Raw genomic sequence first — 20213 nt, forward strand, 5'->3', positions numbered from 1 at the left:
TCGGAACCGTTGAGGCTCGACCGAAAAGGCAGACATGACCGAGCTTATCCCAGGAGTAGGTGCCGGCACCCTACTCCATGCCCAGCTGCTCGCAGACGATCGATCCACCCGGATTGGTGCGATCTACCGTCTGGATTACAACGAGGCCATCGTCCTCACACACGACAAGTGGAAGTTCGACGCCGGCGGCATCCCGCAGCACTCATACCTTCTCGCTACCGCTCAGGACATCAATACTCCACAGGTCGATGACGACGAGGTCCTCCTGCTCAGGGTCGAAGGAACATCTCCGCTCTCGATGGAAACCGACCTGCACGCCGTCCGTGAAGAGTCGCTCCGCTCAGCCCTTTCAAGCAACAACGATCCACTACCGTCGGCCGTTCTCGACGTCGAGATGGACCCCTTTACGCGCAACCGTGTTTCGTTCACTGGACTCCGCTGCCGCATCCTCGGCACGTTCTACGAGGATGACATCGACGGCCGAAAGGTTCTCGAGTTCGGGGCTGACGTTGACAACTTCTACGCAACTTCCGCCTACCGGGTTCTCAAGCCAGTGGGGGAGGGGCTCTCGACCGTCGCCTCCTACCTGAAGCCGACTGGCCGCGAGCAGGAGCGGGTGCGGATCGGCGCCGTGCGGTACTCGGCGACGCGGCGGCGTGCCAAGACGTCGAAGCAGGCCGACGCCGCGGTCGAGGTAAACATCCACGACTTCATCGGCAACAAGACCGCCCTGCTCGGCATGACCCGAATGGGCAAGTCCAACACGGCCAAGACCATCATCGCTCGCACCTTCGTAATCTCTGAGCGTCAGCGCTCGGGGGGTGGCAAGCCGATCGGTCAGCTGATCTTCGACCCACAGGGCGAGTACGCCAACGCCAACACCCAGGACGGCACCGAGATTGCGGCCATCGGCGCAAACCACGTCAGCATCTACAAGTTCGGCGCGGATGGGTCGCAGGCACACGTGAAGCCGCTCAACATCAACTTCTTCTCCGAAAACCAGATCGATGCTGTGCAGGGTCTGATCTCTGAAGCGCTGAGCGGCGAGGGATCGGGCTACGTCAAGGACTTCGCAGGGACGTCCTACAGCGATGTCCCTAGCGACCGATCGGCGAGCACCCACGCACAGCGGGCGCGCATGGTTCTCTACGGGGCACTGATGCGCGCTGGATTCAGCGTGCCCGCCAACTTTCGTGCGCGCATCAACATATCCGGCAGCCTCCAGACAACGATCGCGACCGACCTGGGCCGCAACCCGTTTACGCAGGCTGGCCGGACAACCAACATCGTCGCGGTTGGCGCCAGCGACCTCGAGGCGGTGGTCGACAAGATCATCGAGCTTCGCGAGGCCAATGTCCAGGACGCTGCGGCCTTCACCAAGGATGTTCGGTGGAAGAGCGTTGAGCCGATCTTCACGACGCAGAGTGGCGGGAGATCCGTCCGAGGCTGGCGCAACCTCAACCCGCTGCGCCCATTCCACAGCCCGTTGACGCAGAATGACCCGGCTATCGAGATCTACGACGAGCTCGTAGACGGCCGCATCGTCATCGTCGACCTCCACGTTGGCGCCGAAGCCGTTACCAGGGCGATGAGCGAGGACATCACCCGGCGCTTGCTCTCGCGTCAGACCGAGGTGTTCACGTCGGGCAAAGAGCCGCCCCGCATCCAGGTAATGCTTGAGGAAGCGCACAATCTCTTCTCCTCAGACCGATACAGGGATGACCTGGATGTCTGGGTGAAGTTGGCCAAGGAGGCTAGCAAGCTGAAGCTTGGTATGACCTATGCAACGCAGGAAGTCTCGGGTGTCGCCCACCAGGTCAAGGCGAATACCGCGAACTGGGTGGTCGCCCATCTCAACAACACCACGGAGGTCAACGAGCTTGCCAAGTTCTATGACTTTGGCTCGTTCAAGGAGGCGATCATCGCCTCTGAAGACCGCGGTTACGTCCGTCTAAAGACATTGTCGTCGCCCTACATCGTGCCTGTTCAGATCGACAAGTACGACGTCGAGCTCGTGAACGAAGCTCGAGCTGCCGCAGGCGATCCGCCCCTCAGACCCCAGCAGGGCGCCTGATGCCGTACGAAACAGTTGCTGGTTCTCATGAACTCGCGTCGAGACTCGGGCACTCTGCCGCGGCAGTTCGCGCGATAGCGGACAGTCGAACCTTCCACGTGCCAGCCGAGGCGCTCCGCGATGCTGATGACATCAGGGCGAAGGTGCGGCCCCGAAGCGACTTCATCTTTCCCGATGCAAAGGGGCTGACCGCTGCTCTGGCGATTGACGGTTCTTATGCGGTCGAGCGGGTTCGCGATGGCCTTCCATCGGTGCTGTACGGCTTCGCGCAGGCGGCAGCGGCGTACGTCGATCTAACGATCATGGAGACCCAGGCGGCTGAGAGGTTCGTCGACCCGTACGAGATCGAACGGGCCGTGAATACGGCTCTTGTGACCCTCGATCTACCTGTCGCTGGAGCGTATACGCGGGAGGGCGTGGGCATCGCCACCTCCTGGCGAGAGGCCATCGATGGCCTATTTCGGGCCAAGAAGGTCCAGGTGAACCGGCTCGACGAGTCTCTGCTGGACCTTCTCTTCTTGCTTCACGGGCGCCCGGGCGCACCTGAGAGCCGCGTGCCTGTCAACTGCCCCACAGACGATTGCCAGAAGGATGTGCCGGTGCCAGCCGCCGGAGTTGAATGCATCGCGTGCAACGAATGGCTTTACCCGACGGACGTGCTCCGGATCCACGAGGAAGTGGGGGAGGAGGGTTCGAACCAGTCGGCGCTAGGACGTCTGATGTCGGTCGTCGAGCTCCTCGTTCTCGTCGGCCTTGCAACGCTCTTGTGGGAGCAGTCGCGCTACGAGCTCCTACCGAGCACCCTGTTCATCGTCGATGGTCCGCTCGCCGTCTACGGGCCGCCGGCAAAATTGCGGGCCCGGGCGCTGGAGTACTTCCAGTCGATGGACGCGGCGACGCCGGGCGATGGACCGTTCCTGTGCGGCCTTGAGAAGACAGGGGCGATGGTGGACTTCGCTCGCCAGTTAGTTCGGCACGACATCCTCCAGCCGGGCGAACTCCTCGTGTGCGATCAAGAGATCCTGGCGCGGGTAACGAACGCGACAAACGTGCAGGCGTACGGCAAAGAGACCTACTGGGGTCGCAAGTTCGTCTATCGCGCCCTCGACGGTCGTGTCGTGGTCCCGACTGTGATGCCGGCGGTCGGCGCGCCATACGACGTGAACGGTGGTAACCCTGATCCTGCGGACTATGCGTCCTTGCCGGCAATTCTGGACGTCATCGACCGTACGGGGTCGGCGATGTACGTTGACGGCATCATTCCCGTCGCAGCAGCGCATGGGAAGGCCGCCTTCCCGATCGGTGTGGGTACGGACGTACTGCGGCTCGTCGCTACCCAGCGACTGGGACTCGCCCCTAGGGATTAGCTGTCGGGGTCGAGCGCCTTCGCGACCGTGTTCGAAACAACCATGAACTCGCTTGCCACCTCACGCCGGTTGGCGGAGTAGTGGAGACTGAACTCGAGTGATGTTCGGTTGCGATAAAGGGCCTTGATGAAGTCGGCAGTGTCATAGGTGAGTACCCAGTTGGCGTCAGCCAGGGTATTCAGCCATTGGGCAAGGGAGCGATGCTGAGCGTCGTTGAACGAGTTCAGGTAGAGCGCACTGCCCTTTTCGTAGTACGGAGGATCCACGTATGCGAAGACATTCTCCTTGGGTAGCCAATCGCGAAGGCGACGCACACCATCTTGGTGAGTCACCAAAATCTTCGACCGGTGCTTTCCAACAGCTTCGACTCGCTCCCTGAGAGTCTCTTTGTTAAAGCGTGCGTCGAGTTTGTACGTCCCCTCTTGTTTAAGTCCGCCAATCATGCCGCCGCGGAGGACGCCCGATCGGTTGGTCCGGTTGAGATAGAAGGTTGCGAAACCAAGGTCTAGTCGGTCGAGCCCGGGTTCGTCGCGACGCCGATAGACCTCGCGCTGTCGCTTCCATTCGTCGACTGTCAATGGCACCGAGTCGAAGCGTTCAAGGAACTCCTCGTGGCGGTTGAGCATGGCGTCCCACAGCGAGTAGACCGAGTAGTCGAAATCGTTGATGACCACGCGGCCAACGACCCCTCGATACAAGAGATCAAGCCCTGCACCCGCGCCGCCTGCGTACGGCTCAACGTAGGTGGGCTTGACTAGGCCGAGGGCTCCAATCGTGTCCTCAAAGAATCCCGAGAGTGACGCTTTCCCGCCAGGGTAACGGAGCGGGCTCGGGTTGGATCGTCGCCGAGCCAGGACATCGATCAAGGTTACCTCCGCTTGGCTTGGCTGGACGGAGATAGAATACCGGCGGCGTCCGACGGTTCGTCGGCAGTTCCCCATTCACAGCCTGAAGGTGTTGCATCAGCGTTCGACGTGCCGTACCTCAAACCAAGTACCGCCCGAACTGGGAGGCCGAGGTGAACGTGACCGGGGCGATGGTGGATCGATGGATGCAGCGCAGCAGACGGCGGATGAAGTTGCTGAGCGGCTTTTCGGGTCGCTCCTCGGCACGGTGGAGATTGTCTCGGTCTTCATCGGAGACCGGCTCGGGTGGTATCGCTCGCTGGCGGATGAGGGGCCGGCGAGTGCGGTTGAGCTGGCGGGGCGTACGGGGACACAGGTGCGGTACGCACGGGAGTGGCTCGAGCAGCAGGCGGTGGTGGGGCTGTTGGTGGTCGATGAGGAAGGCGAGCCCGACGATCGCCGGTTCGCCATCCCGGCCAGCACGGCGGAGGTGATGACGGACTCGACCAGCCTGGCCTATCTGGTGCCCATCGCCCGGATGTTCGGGACGGTCGGCTCGGCGCTGCCTCGGCTCATGGAGGCTTACCGGGATGGGGGCGGAGTCAGCTGGGACGAGCTCGGCGATGACGCGCGGCAGTCCCAGGCCGATGGCAATAGGCCGTGGTACGAGAAGCAGCTCGGTCCGGCGCTGGCCGGCGTGCCCACCGTTCACGACACGCTCTCCACTCTGGGGTGTCGGATTCTCGACGTGGGTAGCGGTGGGGGATGGTCGAGCATCGCCTTGGCTCGCGCCTACCCCGAGGCCACGGTGCTCGGCATCGACATCGACCAGCCGTCGGTCGACATGGCCGTGGCGAACGCGCGCGAGGCAGGAGTCGAGGACCGGGTGCGGTTCGTGTGCCAGGACGCAGCCACGCTTGAGGAGGGGACGGTCGATGTGGCTTTCGCCTTCGAGTGCGTGCACGACATGCCCCGGCCGGTCGACGTGCTCAGCGCGGTCCGGAGGACGCTCGTGCCCGGCGGGTCGCTGGTGGTGATGGACGAGGCGGTGGCGGACAGCTTCGCTCCGGACGGCGACGAGCTGGAGCGGCTGATGTACGGGTTCAGCCTTCTCGTGTGCCTGCCGGATGGGCTCTCGTCGCCGCCGAGCGTCGGGACCGGGACGGTGATGCGGCCTTCGACGTTGCAGGGCTACGGCGAGGCAGCGGGGTTCAGCAGGTTCGAGGTCCTCCCGATCGAGGGGTTCGGGTTCTGGCGGTTCTACCGGCTCTTCTGATCTCGTCGGCAGGTCGGGCTTTTCGCAGCGACGTACCGTGGGATCGAACCACTAGCTCGCCTGAGGCGGCGCCATGAAGATCACCTCGTCACGAGCCGTCGCCACGGTCCTCGGCGCACTCGCGCTCGGCGGGTGCGGCACCGAAACCCCCTCGGTGACAAGCACGCCGTCGACACCGTCAGCGTCGCCGTCGGCCACGGCACCCTCGACCCCCACGGCGTCGGCCTCGCCGCCGGCCACCGAGATGCCGCCGCTGTCCTCCGACGGCAGGCCGATGCGCGGGGAGCTGACCATCCCGCGCATCGGCGTCACCGAACTCGAGGTCGTGCCCTACCGCGGCTGGACCGACGACGCCCCGGGCACCGAGCTCCAGAACAACGGCGTCGCGGCCAGCCCGTACGGCCCTCGCGGCGGCACCGGGCCGGGTGGGATCGGCAACTACCAGGTGACCGCGCACCGGCTCTCCTCCACGAAGGCGTTCCTCAGGCTGCCCGAGCTCGATCGAGGCGACCGGGTCCGGGTGCGGACCGAGGAGGCGACGTACGTCTATCGCATCACCGGCACCCGGGAGACGTCGTTCCGGTCGCCCGCGTCGCTGCGCGCGCAGCGCGCCGCCGTCCCCGGCAAGCCCGGCCAGGAGCCCACCCGCGCGATGATCACGCTGTCGACCTGCGCCACGCCTGAGGACCACGCCGAGGGCAACTACTGGTCCGACGAGTTCGACAATCCCGAGCATCGCATCGACAAGATCGGCGTCCTCGTGGCCGTGCGGTGAGGGCCGCCGTCAGTGACCGCCCAGGTCGCGGCGCTGATGCATCCGCCCGTTCGCATCGAGCTCGATGACGGTGTCAATGCCGATCCGCTCCAGGAACCCGTGGTCGTGGCTGACCACGAGCAGGGCGCCGCGGTAGGCGTCGAGGGCCTCGGCGAGCTGCTCGACGCTGGTGATGTCGAGGTTGTTGGTCGGCTCGTCGAGGATCAGCAGCTGGGCGGGCGGGTCGGCCAGGAGGAGGCGGGCGAGGGAGACGCGGAAGCGTTCGCCGCCGGAGAGCGTACGGACCGGGCGGTCCACGCTGTCGCCGCGAAGGAGCAGCCGGGCGAGCTGGTTGCGGATGGTGCCGGGCGGGAGGTCCGGGGCCACGCTGCGTACGTTCTCCATCGCGCTGGCCTCGTCGTCGAGGCCGTCGAGGCGCTGGGGGAGGAGGCCGACCAGGTCGGTGAGAAGACGGCCGTGCGGCCGGCCAGGCACCGGGTCGCCACCCTGGACCAGCTGGTCGATAAGGGTCGACTTCCCGGAGCCGTTCGCGCCGATCAGCGCCACCCGTTCCGGCCCCTGGATCACGACGGTCCGGTCCTCGTCCTCCAGCTCCGCGATCCGCCGCCCGCGGGGCACACCAGGATCGGGGAGGGTGAGGTGGATGTGCTCCTCGTTGCGTACGCGGCCACCTGCCGCATCGACGGCGGCCTGGGCGGCCTTCACCTTGTCGTCGAGCGTCGATCGGAGCGAGCCGGCGGACGCCTGGGCCTTGCTCGCGCGGTTGCCGGCCAGGATCTTCGGGATCCCGCCGTCCTTCTGGGTCTTCTTCGCGGTCCGCTCGCGGCGGGCGAGTTTCGTCTCGGCCTCGATGCGCTGTCGCTTCTCGACCTTGAGCGCTTGCTGAGCCGACCGGGCGGCCTGCGAGGCCGCCGCCTGCTCCTGCTCCCAGTTCTCCTTCCAGGCGCTGTACGGCCCGCCGTACGTGCTCAACGTGCCGCCGAACAGCTCGGTGGTGCTGTCCATGTGCTCGAGCAGCTCGAGGTCGTGGCTGACGACCACGAGCGTCCCGGGCCACTGGTCGACGAACTCGGCCAGCTTGGCGCGGGTGGCTCGGTCGAGGTTGTTCGTGGGCTCGTCGAGCAGCGTGATCGGGGTGCGGCGGATGCGCAGGCCGGTGATCGCGATCAGCATGCCCTCGCCGCCGGAGATCTCGGCGACGCGACGGTCGAGGTCGGCGGCGGAGAAGCCGATCTGGTCGAGAGCCTCGTCGGCACGGGACTCGATGTCCCAGTCGTCGCCGATCGTGTCGAAGTGACGCTGGTCGACCGAACCGTCCTCGATCGCCCGGATCGCGGCGAGGATGCCGTCGATGCCGAGCAGGTCGGCGATCGTCGTGTCGTGCCGCAGCGTGAGCGTCTGCGGCAGGTAGCCGACCTCGCCACCGGCGTCGATCTTCCCGGAGGTCGGTGTCAGCTCGCCGGCGATGAGGCGGAGCAGGGTGGACTTGCCGGCGCCGTTGCGGCCGATCAGGCCGGTCCGGTCGGTGCCGAAGGTGCCGTTGACCCGTTCGAGCGCGACGGTGCCGTCGGGCCACTCGAAGGTCAGGTCGCGCAGGGTGATGGCAGATGGGGTGGACATGGCTGTGTTCTCTCGTGTCTTCCGTCGAGCGCCGACGGGCGCGACGGGATTCAGGTACGTGTCGACAGGAACGCGAACGTGCCGGAGAGCCCCACGCGTCGACGCCCGGGAAGGGCGGACGCGCGTGTGCGGCGAGAAGTGATCGTTCACCGGTGCGGGATGCCCGCACGGGCGAAGCCACCGGCAGTCCGGTGGCTAGACCTTGTCCACTTCGATCAGCTCCACGCCTTCACTTTAACAGCCGTGCGGACCCGCTCACCCGACGAACCCTTCCTGCTCCGCGCCCACGAACCACGGTGCTCGGCGGAGGACGGGCAGCACATCATCGGGCACGTCGAGGAGCACCAGCTCGGTCTCGTTGGAGGCGAGGTCGTCGCGCAGCGAGCGGAGGGTGTTGAGCAGCGGGACGGTGACGTGGGTGAGCGTGGAGACGTCGAGGGTGACCGTTCGGAGATCGGCGGCCTGCACCAGCCCGAGCGCCGCGTCGTACGTCGCCTGGGCGTTGCCGGTGTAGAGGTCGCCGGTGAGCACGAGCGGCAGCACCCCCTCCGGCGCCGCCGAGCCCGGACGCTCGACCCGCCGCACCCTCGGCTGGTTCACCGCGCGGATGACCAGCAGGAGAGTGAGACCGACCCCGACCGCGACACCGAGGAGCATCCCGCCGGTCAGGCCGACGACGGCGACGGCTACGGCGACCCAGAGCTCCGCCCGGTCGATGGCGGCGTACGTCCAAAGCTCCCGTGGATCGAGCAGACCGGCCACCGCGACCAGCACCATGGCGGCGAGGATGGTTTGGGGCAGGTCGGCCAGCAGGGGTGCCAGCGCGAGCGCGACGAGCAGCGCCAGACCCACCGTGACCAGCCCGGAGACCTGGGTGCGGGCACCCGATCGGAGGTTCACGGCCGACTGCGAGAACCCGCCTGCCGGCGGGAGCGACTGGGTGAGCCCACCGGCCAGGGCGCCGATGCCGGTGGCGACCAGCTCGCGGTCCACGTCGATGGCAGGCTCGTGGCGACGGCGGTTGGTCCGTGCCACCAGCACCGTCTCCAGGAACGACATGAGCGCGATCGCGATCGCGCCGGGAAGCAGTCCGATCACGTCGTCGACGACCGGCAGGCTCAGCGACGGCAGCCCGGTCGGCACCGGGTCGATGAGGGCGAGACCGCGATCCTCGACGCCGCTGAGCGCCACCAACAAGATGCCTGCCGCGACGACGACGAGCGGCCCCGGCACCGCCGGTGCCACCCGCCGGAGCACCAGGAGCATCACGATCGCGGTGACTCCGACCACCGCGGTCACCGCCGAGAGCTCAGGGAGCTCGCGGGCGACCGCGACCAGCTCCTCGACGAAGCCTTCCGCCTCCGGGTCCGCCGACAGGCCGAGCAGAGCCGGCAGCTGACTGGCGACCACGGTGAGCCCCACGCCGAGCCGGATTCCGGTCATGGTGGCGGGGGAGATGCTCTCGACCAGCGCGCCCAGCCGGGCCAGTCGCATGATCAGCAGGCAGACGCCGACGAGGAAGGTCAGCGTGAACGCGGCCCGCATGAGCTCGTCGGGGCCGCGCTCGGGCAGGGTGGCCAGCGAGCTGGCCACCAGGACGGAGATGGTCGACGTCGTCGAGACGCTCAGCGCACGCGAGCCGCCGAGCAGGGCGTACGCAGCCATCGGCAGCAAGCATGTATAGAGCCCGACGCTGGCAGGCATCCCCGCGATCGTGGCGTACGCCATGGCCTGGGGGATCACGACCGTCCCGGTCGCGAGCCCCGCGAGCACGTCGCCGCGCAGCCACGAGCGGTCGTAGCCACGCATCGTCGGGATCAGCCACGTCTTCACGACGCCACTCCATCGCGACCGGGTGGTCCGGCAGGTCACCCGAGTCGGGGGAGGTCTCGCACGGGAGGGCTTGCCTAGCCTCCGAACACAGACACGAGGAGGTTTCATGTCCGACAAGCCCAACATCCTGATCATCTGGGGCGACGACATCGGCATCAGCAACCTGAGCTGCTACAGCGACGGGCTGATGGGCTACCGCACACCCAACATCGACCGGATCGCAGCCGAGGGCATCCGCTTCACCGACTCCTACGGCGAGCAGAGCTGTACGGCGGGGCGCGCGGCGTTCATCACCGGGCAGAACCCCTACCGCACGGGGCTGACCAAGGTCGGCATGCCCGGCGCGGACCTCGGTCTGCGCGCCGAGGACCCGACCATCGCGACGGCGCTGAAGTCGCTGGGCTACGCGACCGGTCAGTTCGGCAAGAACCACTTCGGCGACCGCGACGAGTTCCTGCCGACCATGCACGGCTTCGATGAGTTCTTCGGCAACCTCTACCACCTCAACGCCGAAGAGGAGCCGGAGCAGTACGACTACCCGCGGGAGGACGAGTTCCCCAACTTCCGCAAGAGGTTTGGGCCGCGCGGGGTCATCCACTCCTGGGCCAACGACGACGGCACCCAGCGCATCGAGGACACCGGCCCGCTCACCAAGGAGCGGATGAAGACAATCGACGACGAGGTCGTCCCCGAGGCGCTGCGGTTCATGAGCGACGCGAGCTCGAGCGACACCCCGTTCTTCGTGTGGCTCAACACCACCCACATGCACTTCCGCACCCACATCAAGGACGGCAGCCGCGGCAAGGCCGGCCGGTGGCAGTCGGAGTACCACGACACGATGGTCGACCACGACGAGCTGGTCGGGTCCGTCCTGGACTACCTGGACGAGAACGGCCTGGCCGACAACACCATCGTCATGTACTCCACCGACAACGGCCCGCACATGAACAGCTGGCCCGACGCCGGCATGACCCCGTTCCGCAACGAGAAGAACTCCAACTGGGAGGGTGCCTACCGGGTCCCGGCGATGGTCCGCTGGCCCGGTCGCATCCCCGCAGGGGAGGTACGCAACGGGATCGTCAGCCACAACGACTGGTTCGTCACGCTGCTCGCCGCAGCCGGGGACACCGACGTCGCCGACCGGCTCAAGACCGGGACGGAGCTGGCCGGCACGACGTACAAGGTGCACCTGGACGGCCACAACCAGCTCGACTACTTCACCGGCGAGGCCGAGGAGAGCCCCCGCAAGCACTTCTTCTACGTCACCGACGACGGCGACCTCGCGGGCATGCGGTTCGACAACTGGAAGTTCATCTTCCTCGAGCAGCGTCGGACCGGAACGCTGGAGATCTGGCTGGACCCGTTGGTGGAGCTGCGAGCGCCCAAGATCTACAACCTGCGTCTGGACCCGTTCGAGAAGGCGGAGGGCACGTCGAACACCTACTTCGACTGGATGCTCGACCACGTCTGGCTGCTCATCCCGGCTCAGACGTACGTCGCGGAGATGCTGGCCTCGCTGATCGAGTTCCCGCCGCGGCAGACGCCGGCGACGTTCAGCGTCGACCAGCTGATGGAGAAGCTCAAGGCCGGCATGCCGAGCAGCTGATGACCAGCCAGCTCATCTCTAGGCATCCGGTCGTGGACCTGCCCGGCGGCGCTTTCACGATGGGGTCGGACGACCACTATCCGGAGGAGGCCCCGACCCACCGCGTGCGGGTCGGGGCGTTCTCCATCGACGCCCACCAGGTCACCAACGAGCAGTTCGCGAAGTTCGTGCGCAAGACCCGCTACGTCACCGTCGCCGAGCGGCCGGTCGACCCGGCCGACTTCCCCGACGCGCCGCCGGAGAACCTGCAGCCGGGCTCGCTCGTCTTCACACCGACACCCGGCCCGGTCGACCTGCGGCACGTCAGCCAGTGGTGGACCTGGACGCCGGGGGCGTGCTGGTCGGCGCCGGAGGGACCGGGCAGCTCGGTCAAACGCCGGCCCGATCATCCGGTCGTCCACGTCGCTCTGGAGGATGCCCTGGCGTACGCCGCCTGGGCAGGTGGCGACCTGCCCACCGAGGCCGAGTGGGAGTACGCCGCCCGCGGCGGGCTCGAAGGAGCGGCTTTCACCTGGGGCGACGAGCCGCGCCCGGAGGGCCGGATCATGGCCAACACCTGGGACGGTCTCGACTTCCCGTGGCGGCACACCCGCGAGAGCGGCTTCTCCCGCACGTCCCCGGTCGGGAGCTTCCCGGCCAACGGCTTCGGGCTCTTCGACATGGCCGGCAACGTGTGGGAGTGGACCAGCGACTGGTGGACCGACCGGCACCCCGACGAGGTCGCGAAGCCCTGCTGCGTACCCGTCAACCCGCGCGGTGGCGACGCCGAGCAGAGCTTCGACCCCGCGCAGCCCCAGTTCCGGATCGCCCGCAAGGTCGTCAAGGGCGGCTCGCACCTGTGCGCCGACACCTACTGCCTGCGCTACCGGCCCGCGGCACGACGCCCGCAGATGGTCGACACCGGCACCAGCCACATGGGCTTCCGATGCGTACGCCGCCCCGAGACCCAGCAACCGAAGGAGACACCGTGAGCGACCAACTGCTGCCGTCCTGGCGTCCGGGTGCCACCCGCGACGCCGTCATCGCGTTCCTCGACGCCGCCGAGGAGGTTCCCGTGGCCGACCGGATGGCCTGCTTCGACAACGACGGCACCCTGTGGTGCGAGCGTCCCACGTACGTCCAGTTCGACTTCTTCGTCGACGCGCTGCGCACCCGCGCCGCGGCCGACCCGTCGGTGAAGGAGCAGGCGGAGTTCGCGGCCCTGCTCTCGGGTGACCAGCAGGCGATCGGCGATATCGGGCTGGAGCGGATCGCGATGGCTCTCACCGGCCTCTTCGTAGGCCTCTCGCCCCAGGACTTCACCGCGCGGACTCGCGAGTTCATGGCTCGCGCCGACCACCCGACCCTCGGGCGGCCGCATCGGACCTGCACCTACGTACCGATGCTCGAGCTCATCGCCGAGCTGCGGCGCCGCGACTTCTCGGTGACCGTGGTGACCGGGGGAGGGACCGAGTTCGTCCGCGCCGTCACCCAGGACCTCTACGGAGTGCCGCCCGAGGCGGTGGTGGGCACGCTCATCGAGTACGACTACGCCCCTGACCCGCCGCGCCTGAGCCGGTCGGGTCGCCTGGTCGGTGCCGCCAACGAGGGCACCGCCAAGGTGTCGAACATCCAGACCCAGCTGGGACGACGCCCGATCCTCGCCGTCGGCAACTCCGGCGGCGACCGGGAGATGCTGGAGTGGGCGGCGACCGGCGATGGCCCGACGCTCGCGCTGCTCGTCAACCACGACGATGCTGAGCGCGAGTTCTCCTACGTCAGCACCGCACAGACCTTCAACGAGCCCGAGCCGATCACCGACGTCGGCGCCCGTCTCGGCTGGACCGTGATCAGCATGGCCCGCGACTGGGAGACGATCTTCGACTGAGCCGGGTCGGCAGGTCGCGGGACGGCCGGGTCAGTCGGGGATCGTGACGACCTCGATGACGTCGATGTCATCGGCGCGCAGCGCGTGCAGGACACCCTGCAGCGCCTCCTGGTCGGGGACCTCGCCGGTGAGCGTCGACTGCTCGTGATGCGCTTGGACGGCCAGCTGCGGGAACGCCTTCTGAAGCTCGACCGAGAGCTCACCGTTCACCCTGATCAGGACCCTTGTCATGGTCTTCCTCGACTGCTCACGTACTGCACGCTACGAATCACTTCAGCGCCGTGGTTCACCGAATTCGGGTGATGCTGTCCGCCGGCCGTGCCGGAATCGTCGGAGTCGAACACAGACGACGACAGCAAGGGACAAGCGATGGCGACCCTGACGGTATGGAAGTACGACACGACCGAAGGCGCAGACCAGGCTGTGAAGAACCTCGAGGAGCTGGTCAGGCAGGAGCTCATCATCCTCGAGGATGCCGCGACCGTGCACTGGGAGGTCGGCAAGAAGAAGCCGAAGACCAAGCAGCTGACCAGCACCAAGGCCCTGGGAGCGATGAGCGGCACGTTCTGGGGCATGCTCTTCGGACTCATCTTCTTCGTACCGCTGCTGGGCGCAGCGGTCGGCGCGGCGACCGGCGCCCTGACCGGATCGCTGACCGACGTGGGCATCGACGACGCCTTCATCAACAAGGTCCGCGACCAGGTCACCCCCGGCACCTCGGCGCTGTTCCTGATGACCTCCGACGCGGTGGTCGACAAGGTGCACGAGGCGATGAAGGGCCACGAGGGCGAGCTGATCTTCACCAACCTCAGCAGTGAGCAGGAGAAGGCGCTGCGCGAGGTCTTCGCCGAGTGACGTCATGGCCAGCCTGACCGCGTGGGTCTACGACCGGATCATGGGCGCTTCAGACGCCGAGGTCTGGCTCCAGGACCTGCAGGAGCGTGGTGCGCTCACCGTCCATGACGCCATCACGCTCACCTGGTTCCCAGGAGCGGAGGAGCCGCAGATCGGCCATCTTCGCCACCGTACGACGGGCGCAGCAGCCAAGGGCTCGTTGCTCGGTGGTCTTCTCGGGATCCTCGTGTTCAACCCGGTCGCGGGCGCCGTTGTGGGGGCGGCGTCCGCGGCCGCGGTTCAACGTCTGAGACAGGCAGGGATCGGTGACGAGCTGCTCACCGAGGTCGCCGGCCACCTCGGTCCCGGCAAGTCCGCACTCGTGGTGCTGAGCAGCGACGCGGACCCGGACGCGGTCATCGCGGCCATGAAGCACGGAAACCCAACCCTCGTCTACGCCGAGCTGGACGACGAGGTCGCCGAGGAGCTCAAGGACATCCTCCGCGCCGAGACAACAGAACCGACTGACGACGGAGACTGATCATGGCGATGAACCAACCTCCCACCCGACGACTGCAGCCCACGGTCAACGCCGGGCGGCTCTGGGCGGGCGGCGCAGCCGCCGCCGTCGTGGCCGCGCTGCTCGCGGTCGCCGGCATCGTGATCGCCCGGGGCATCTTCGACGTACCCATCCTCGCGCCCGAGGGCGACGGGGTCTGGGGAGACGCCTCGACGTGGTGGTACGCCGTGTGGGCAGCGATCGCCGGGTTGCTGGCCACGGCCGTCGCCCACATCCTCCTCCTGACCACACCGCAGCCGCGGACCTTCTTCGGGTGGATCGTCGGCCTGGCCACCGTCATCGCGGCGCTGTGGCCGTTCACGTCCGACGCGGGTCTGGACACCAAGCTCGTCACCATGCTGATCAACCTGGTGCTCGGGATCGCCATCGGCTCGCTGGTGTCGACAGTCTCACGAAGCGCGGTACTCCCCGAGGTCCGGTGAGGTCTCGTGGGCCAGGCGGTCTCAGATCAGCCCGCGCTCGCGTGCCTCGCGCACCGCGGCCGAGCGGGTGTTGACCCCGAGCTTCTGGTAGATCGAGCGTACGTGGGTCTTCACCGTGTTCTCGCTGACCCCTTCGGCCTGCGCGATCTCGGGGATCGTCAGCCGCGAGGGGAGGTCATGGAGCACGTCGACCTCGCGTGCGCTCAGTAGCGTGTCGATCACCCCCGCGGCGCGGTCCGCCTGCTCGGCGTGATGGGCGAGCAGGGCCGCGACGAAGCCCTCGGCGGGACCGAACCGTGAGCGGTTCCTCGACAGCAGCGGCTCCAGATGAGGCCACACGTCGATGAACGGCCGGCGGAAGTTGTTGGGGACCGCCCACTCGAGCGCCTTCCTGAGCGCATCGAACGCGCGGACGTCATTGCCCAGGGACGACTCCAGGGCCGCAGCCAGCACCTGCGCGTAGACGACGGTCGTCGGTACGTGGGCCGGGCGGGTCCCGTCGAGCACCGGCTCGAGCTCGGTCAGCGCGTCGCGGGTCCGTCCGGCGGCGGCGAGGATCTGGGCGTCCGGGATCGTGCACTCGGCGCTTCCCGGCATCTGGGCGCGGACGCGGGCCGCGGTCTGCGCCGCCCAGTCCTCGCTGCCGATGGCGAGGGCCACCCGGATCTCCTGGGGCGTGACGGCGCTGATCGCGGCGGGAGAGATGTGTTCGGCGGGCTCGATCTGCCAGATCCGCCGGAAGGCCGCGGCGGCCGCAGCCCGCTCCGGTCCCGTCGTGGCCTCGAAGGTCGCCAGCGCGTGCATGCCGCGTACGCCGAACTCGACCTCGGAGTTGTTCACGCCGTCCAGCGCTCGCATGCCGAGCTCGGCGTACTGCAGCTGTCTTTGGCAGTCTCCGGTCTGGAAGGCGGTCCATGCGGCCACGAGATAGGAGTAGGCCAGCCGCGGCGAGTCCCGCCAGCCGTGCCGGGTGGCGAACGCGATGGCCTGGTCGGACCAGTCGAGGGACGCATTGAAGTCGCACATCGCGCCGGTCATCCCGGACAGCTGTGACATGGTCTCGAGCACGACCTGGTCGTAGCGACGGCTGCGGGCCAGCACCAGCGCCTGCTCGAGGTCGTCGATGGCTCCGAGATAGTCGCCGGCGCGCATCCGGGCGGGTCCGCGCTGGGAAAGGAGGACCAGGTTGACGTCGCTGTCTCCCGTCGTGGCGATGTCGAGGATCGCGCTGTCCTGCAGGGCCGCGACGACGTCGCCCCCGGCGAGGGCACGCTGGACGACGGCCGCGGCGACCATCGCTGCGTACGTCGGTTCGGATCGTGGATCGCCGGCCGGCACGACGCTCAGCGCATCGTCGGCCGCAGGAAGGTCGTTGACATCAAGTGCCGCCAGAGCGGCGATGACTGCGACCCGATGGTCGGTGGCGATCCCATCGCGGGATGCAAGGGCTGCGCGTACGAGATCACCGCGGCCGGAGAGGATCATCTGGAGTCCGTTCGCGCGGAGCAGGGCGTCGAGCAGGTCCTGGTCCCCGCCCCGCGCCGCATGCCGCAATGCGGTCGCGGGTTCGCCGTGTGCGTCGAGCCAGACCGCGGTGGCCCGGTGCTGGCGTGCCGGAGCCTCGACGTCGCGTCGGGCCAGAGCGGCGAGCAGGCAGCTCCGCAGCAGGGCGTGGTAGCGGTACCACGCGGAGTCGCCCGACTGGCTGACGAGCGCGTTCGCCGTGCACAGCCGGTCGAGCAGGGCGCCGGCGTCGGGCCTGCCGGAGAGGTGGGCAGCCAGGTCGATGGACAGGTGGTGGGGCGCGCAGGTCGCGTAGAGGAACTCGACCAGCTCCGGTTCGAGCCGGTGAACGACCTCGGTCAGGACGTACTCGATCACCGTGCGGACGTCGCCGTCGAAGGACGCGACGACCTCGGCAGGGTCATCGCCGACCATGGCCGCGACCACCGCCATCCGGAGCGCTGCGGCCCAGCCCTCGGTCAGGCCGACGAGATTCGAGATCGCGTCCGCCGTCATCGGTAGGTCGCTGGCCGCGAACAGCTCCAGCGCCTCGCCGTCGGTGAAGGCGAGGTCCTTGCCGCGTACGTCCGAGAGCGACCCGTCGAGCCGCAGCCGGTGGAGCGTGAGCGTCGGCTCGGATCGGCACGCCATCACCAGGCCCACCTCGGGCGGCAGCTCGGCGAGGAGGATGTCGAGCCCGCGCAGGACCTCGTCGTCGTGGAGCAGATGTACGTCGTCCAGCACGATCCAGCGCACGCCTGCGTCCAGGAGCGACTCGACGACCCTGGTGACGAACCTCGGTTCGGTCCCCTGCGCGGGCGGGGTCAGGCCGTCGAGCTGCTCGGTCCTCCCGGGCAGCCCGGCCAGGACGAGGGCCTCGATCAGCGCCGACCAGAACTCGTACGGCCTGTCGTCCTGCTTGTGCAGCGACAACCAGGCGACCGGTTCCTCCCGGGCGGCGGCGCGGGTGGCCCAGTCGGCCACGAGCATGCTCTTCCCATAGCCCGCGGGGGCGCAGACCAGGGTGAACCGGCGCTGCCCGACGGCGTCCTCGACCAACCGGTCCCGGTTGACGAACGTGGGCAGTATCCGCGGAACGCGCAGCCTTGTTGGCGCCACGTAGGCGCGAGAACCGGTGTCTAACATCCGCAAACTTTCGCTTTTCCCATCTCCGAGAAGACTTTAACGGCAATCATCCAATCAGCCACTCTTTGATCGAGTAAGGAGTCAAAGGACCCCTATACAGGGCGGGGGATAGGCCCAGTCGGGGGGTCGCGCTCACCCCTATCGGGTGATACAGCCAGACCGGACGGGCTGGACCATGGGGCCGTGAGCCCCAGGACACAGAGCCCGGAAGAGCCGGCCAGCAGCTGGCAACCGCAGGTCAGGGTCCTGGCGGTCCTGCTGGGATCCGCGGCGGTGGTGGTCCTCGTAGCCGGTCTGCAGGCGGCTAGCAGCATCCTCGGGCCGCTGTTCCTCGCGATGGTGCTGACCATCGTGGTCCATCCTGCGCGGAACTGGCTGGCGCAACGCGTGCCGGCGGGCGTCGCCACCGCCCTCTCCATCATCGCGGTCGTCGTCGGGATCATCGGTCTCGGCGTGTGCGTGGTGCTCGCGGTGGCTCGCTTCGCCACCTTGCTGAGCACCTACAGCGGTGTCGCCAAAGAGCGCGTCGATGACCTGACCGACTGGCTCACCAGAGTCGGCATCGGCACGGACGAGGTGCTCAAGATCGTCGAGTCGTTCGACCTCTCAAACCTGCTGTCCGTGGTCTCCGGTGCTCTGAACGGGATGTTCGGGGTCCTGTCCACGGTGGTCTTCATCCTGGCGCTGTGCCTGTTCATGGCCATCGACGCGACGGCTCTGCCGCGCCAGCTGGCCTCGGTCAGCCGTCGGCGCCCGGGCCTCGTGGACGCCCTGTCCTCGTTCTCGGTCGGAACGCGCCGCTACCTGCTGGTCTCGACGGTGTTCGGACTGATCGTCGCCGCCCTCGACACCGTGGCGCTCTACCTGCTGGGCGTGCCGGCGCCGTTGGTGTGGGGCCTGCTCGCGTTCCTGACCAACTACATCCCGAACGTCGGCTTCGTGATCGGGCTGATACCACCGGCGATCCTCGCTTTGCTGGACGACGACCTCGCGCTGATGCTCGCGGTCATCGCCGTCTACTGCCTCTTGAACGTGGTGATCCAGTCGGTGATCCAGCCGAAGGTCGTCGGTGAGGCCGTCGGACTCTCGGTGACGCTGACGTTCCTGTCACTGATCTTCTGGTCCTGGATCATGGGCCCGATCGGTGCCGTCATGGCGGTCCCGTTCACCCTGTTCGTACGCGCGGTCTTCGTGGAGGCCGACCCGGCGAAGCGCTGGCTGATGCCGCTCATCGCGGGAAGCGCCCCGGTGGAGCTACTCGGGGATGGTGACGATCTCGATGACGTCGACCCCCAGCGAGCTGAGTAGGTCCAGCACACCCTGCAGCTCCTTGGCGTCCGCGAGGTCACCGACGAGGGTCGTCGTCGCCCGCTGGGTGGCCCGGGTCAGGTGGGGGAACGTCTCGATGACGTCGTCCGACACCGACGAGCCCACCCGGATGAGGATCCGGGTCATGAGCGCATCACGTCGATCATGTGTTCGTTCATGGTTGGCTCCAGCGAGTGTCCTGGACGTTGGTTTGACCAACGTAAGCGGCGAGGCGCCCGGAGCGGTCACCGGAAACGGGCGAGGGTGAGCAGACGAGCCCGGGGGAACACTGCTCACGTGGACGTGGCTGCCCTGCGGGGCCGGGTGGAGGCCTTGGTCGCCCACGTCCCCCTGCTGCGGAAGCTCGCCACAGAGACCATTCGGATCGAGTTCATCGACCGGTGCATGCTGATCGCCGCCCAGGCGCTCCTGGCCATGGTGCCCATGCTGGTCGTGCTCGCGGCCTTCCTGCCCCACCTCACCGGAAACGCCCTGGAGCAGGTCTCGCAGGTCACCGGCGTCGGTGACGAGGCGGTACGCCAGGTGTCGGGAGAGGTCAACCTGGACCAGGTACGTTCCGAGACCGGGGCGGTGGGCCTGGCGATCACGATCGTGTCGGCGACCTCGTTCGGCCGTGCCGTGCAGCGGATGTTCGAGCGGGTATGGGAGCAGGAGCACATCGGAGGCCTGCGCGGAGCCCGTCGCTGTCTGCTCTGGGTCGTCGTCTGGCTGGCCTGCCTCGGGGTGGTCAACACGGTCGTCAGCCTGCTCACCGATCCGGGAGACCTGCTCCGTCCGTTGCTCCAGATCGTGGGCGCGTGCGCCGTCTGGTGGGGGACCAGCTGGGTGCTGCTGTTCGGTCGCGCCCGTGGATTGCTGCTGCTCCCGGGCGCGGTGCTGACCGGCGTGGTGCAGGTCCTCTACAGCCGAGGCTCGGCGTGGTTGATGCCTGCCTATGTCGAGTCGAACGCCGAGCAGTTCGGCATGCTGGGCGTGATCCTCGCGCTCTCGACCTGGCTGATCGGCTTCGGCGGCATCGTCGTCGGCGGTGCGCTGCTCGGCCGGCTGCTCGTCGAGGACCCGGTCGTCGCCTGGTTCGTGCAGCAGGTGCGTACGTTTCTCACCCGGAGAAGGTGAGGCCGGCGGACGCCGGCTGC

The 20213-nt window shown here is 67.6% G+C and carries 18 protein-coding genes; 12 read left to right on the plus strand and 6 right to left on the minus strand.

Annotation, left to right across the window (positions count from 1 at the left end):
• The first annotated feature begins 34 nt into the window (after window positions 1-34).
• The gene (locus OG801_RS27420) at window positions 35-2074 is read left to right on the plus strand and encodes a helicase HerA domain-containing protein (protein ID WP_406032233.1); all 2040 of its coding nucleotides are present in this window, start codon (window positions 35-37) and stop codon (window positions 2072-2074) included.
• A gap of 98 nt (window positions 2075-2172) precedes the next feature.
• Entirely contained in the window at window positions 2173-3441 is a 1269-nt protein-coding gene (locus tag OG801_RS27425) for a hypothetical protein (RefSeq protein ID WP_406032234.1), read from the plus strand.
• Here OG801_RS27425 and OG801_RS27430 read toward each other — a convergent pair.
• Entirely contained in the window at window positions 3438-4382 is a 945-nt protein-coding gene (locus OG801_RS27430; RefSeq protein ID WP_406032236.1) for a DNA adenine methylase, read from the minus strand. The genes OG801_RS27425 and OG801_RS27430 overlap by 4 nt on opposite strands.
• A gap of 106 nt (window positions 4383-4488) precedes the next feature.
• Between OG801_RS27430 and OG801_RS27435 the strand changes: the two genes are divergently transcribed.
• Complete coding sequence (locus OG801_RS27435; RefSeq protein WP_406032238.1) at window positions 4489-5562, plus strand: class I SAM-dependent methyltransferase; 1074 nt, start codon at window positions 4489-4491, stop codon at window positions 5560-5562.
• Window positions 5563-5635: 73 nt separating this feature from the next.
• Complete coding sequence (locus tag OG801_RS27440; protein WP_406032240.1) at window positions 5636-6337, plus strand: sortase domain-bontaining protein; 702 nt, start codon at window positions 5636-5638, stop codon at window positions 6335-6337.
• A 9-nt stretch (window positions 6338-6346) separates the two neighbouring features.
• Here OG801_RS27440 and OG801_RS27445 read toward each other — a convergent pair whose 3' ends face one another.
• Both OG801_RS27445 and OG801_RS27450 read right to left on the minus strand, forming a co-directional pair.
• Window positions 6347-7957, minus strand: a complete 1611-nt coding sequence (locus OG801_RS27445) for an ABC-F family ATP-binding cassette domain-containing protein (RefSeq protein WP_406032242.1) — start codon at window positions 7955-7957, stop codon at window positions 6347-6349.
• 255 nt (window positions 7958-8212) lie between these two features.
• Window positions 8213-9790 (minus strand): SulP family inorganic anion transporter, encoded by a 1578-nt coding sequence (locus OG801_RS27450; protein WP_406032244.1) that lies wholly within the window; start codon window positions 9788-9790, stop codon window positions 8213-8215.
• A gap of 106 nt (window positions 9791-9896) precedes the next feature.
• Between OG801_RS27450 and OG801_RS27455 the strand changes: the two genes are divergently transcribed.
• The 3 genes from OG801_RS27455 to OG801_RS27465 are packed head-to-tail and all read left to right on the plus strand — an operon-like array spanning window position 9897 to window position 13263.
• Complete coding sequence (locus tag OG801_RS27455) at window positions 9897-11396, plus strand: arylsulfatase (protein WP_406032246.1); 1500 nt, start codon at window positions 9897-9899, stop codon at window positions 11394-11396.
• Complete coding sequence (locus tag OG801_RS27460; protein ID WP_406032248.1) at window positions 11396-12367, plus strand: formylglycine-generating enzyme family protein; 972 nt, start codon at window positions 11396-11398, stop codon at window positions 12365-12367. Before OG801_RS27455 ends, OG801_RS27460 begins: the two co-directional genes overlap by 1 nt.
• A complete protein-coding gene (locus OG801_RS27465) occupies window positions 12364-13263 on the plus strand; it encodes an HAD family hydrolase (protein ID WP_406032250.1) in 900 nt (299 codons plus the stop codon). The genes OG801_RS27460 and OG801_RS27465 overlap by 4 nt, the downstream gene beginning before the upstream one ends.
• 30 nt (window positions 13264-13293) lie before the next feature.
• Here OG801_RS27465 and OG801_RS27470 read toward each other — a convergent pair whose 3' ends face one another.
• Complete coding sequence (locus OG801_RS27470) at window positions 13294-13494, minus strand: hypothetical protein (protein ID WP_355017092.1); 201 nt, start codon at window positions 13492-13494, stop codon at window positions 13294-13296.
• Between the two features lie 138 nt (window positions 13495-13632).
• On the opposite strand from OG801_RS27470, the gene OG801_RS27475 reads away from it, so the two are divergent.
• Genes OG801_RS27475 through OG801_RS27485 form a run of 3 tightly spaced genes read left to right on the plus strand, consistent with a single transcriptional unit; the run spans window position 13633 to window position 15099 of the window.
• On the plus strand, window positions 13633-14118 hold the full coding sequence (locus OG801_RS27475; protein WP_355017093.1) for a DUF1269 domain-containing protein: 486 nt from the start codon (window positions 13633-13635) through the stop codon (window positions 14116-14118).
• 4 nt (window positions 14119-14122) lie between these two features.
• The gene (locus OG801_RS27480; RefSeq protein ID WP_355017094.1) at window positions 14123-14638 is read left to right on the plus strand and encodes a DUF1269 domain-containing protein; all 516 of its coding nucleotides are present in this window, start codon (window positions 14123-14125) and stop codon (window positions 14636-14638) included.
• Window positions 14639-14646: 8 nt separating this feature from the next.
• Window positions 14647-15099: a DUF6069 family protein gene (locus tag OG801_RS27485; RefSeq protein ID WP_355017095.1), complete on the plus strand. Its 453-nt coding sequence runs from the start codon at window positions 14647-14649 to the stop codon at window positions 15097-15099.
• Between the two features lie 21 nt (window positions 15100-15120).
• Here the strand turns inward: OG801_RS27485 and OG801_RS27490 are convergent, their stop codons facing one another.
• Complete coding sequence (locus OG801_RS27490) at window positions 15121-17748, minus strand: LuxR C-terminal-related transcriptional regulator (protein WP_406032253.1); 2628 nt, start codon at window positions 17746-17748, stop codon at window positions 15121-15123.
• Window positions 17749-17931: 183 nt separating this feature from the next.
• On the opposite strand from OG801_RS27490, the gene OG801_RS27495 reads away from it, so the two are divergent.
• The gene (locus OG801_RS27495; protein WP_406032255.1) at window positions 17932-19056 is read left to right on the plus strand and encodes an AI-2E family transporter; all 1125 of its coding nucleotides are present in this window, start codon (window positions 17932-17934) and stop codon (window positions 19054-19056) included.
• Here the strand turns inward: OG801_RS27495 and OG801_RS27500 are convergent.
• Window positions 19003-19203: a hypothetical protein gene (locus tag OG801_RS27500; RefSeq protein ID WP_091047354.1), complete on the minus strand. Its 201-nt coding sequence runs from the start codon at window positions 19201-19203 to the stop codon at window positions 19003-19005. The two genes, OG801_RS27495 and OG801_RS27500, sit on opposite strands and share 54 nt — an antisense overlap.
• Before the next feature lie 150 nt (window positions 19204-19353).
• Between OG801_RS27500 and OG801_RS27505 the strand changes: the two genes are divergently transcribed.
• Complete coding sequence (locus OG801_RS27505; protein ID WP_406032257.1) at window positions 19354-20193, plus strand: YhjD/YihY/BrkB family envelope integrity protein; 840 nt, start codon at window positions 19354-19356, stop codon at window positions 20191-20193.
• Window positions 20194-20213: the final 20 nt, after the last annotated feature.

The sequence above is a fragment of the Nocardioides sp. NBC_00163 genome, assembly GCF_045206295.1.
Lineage (GTDB): Bacteria > Actinomycetota > Actinomycetes > Propionibacteriales > Nocardioidaceae > Nocardioides.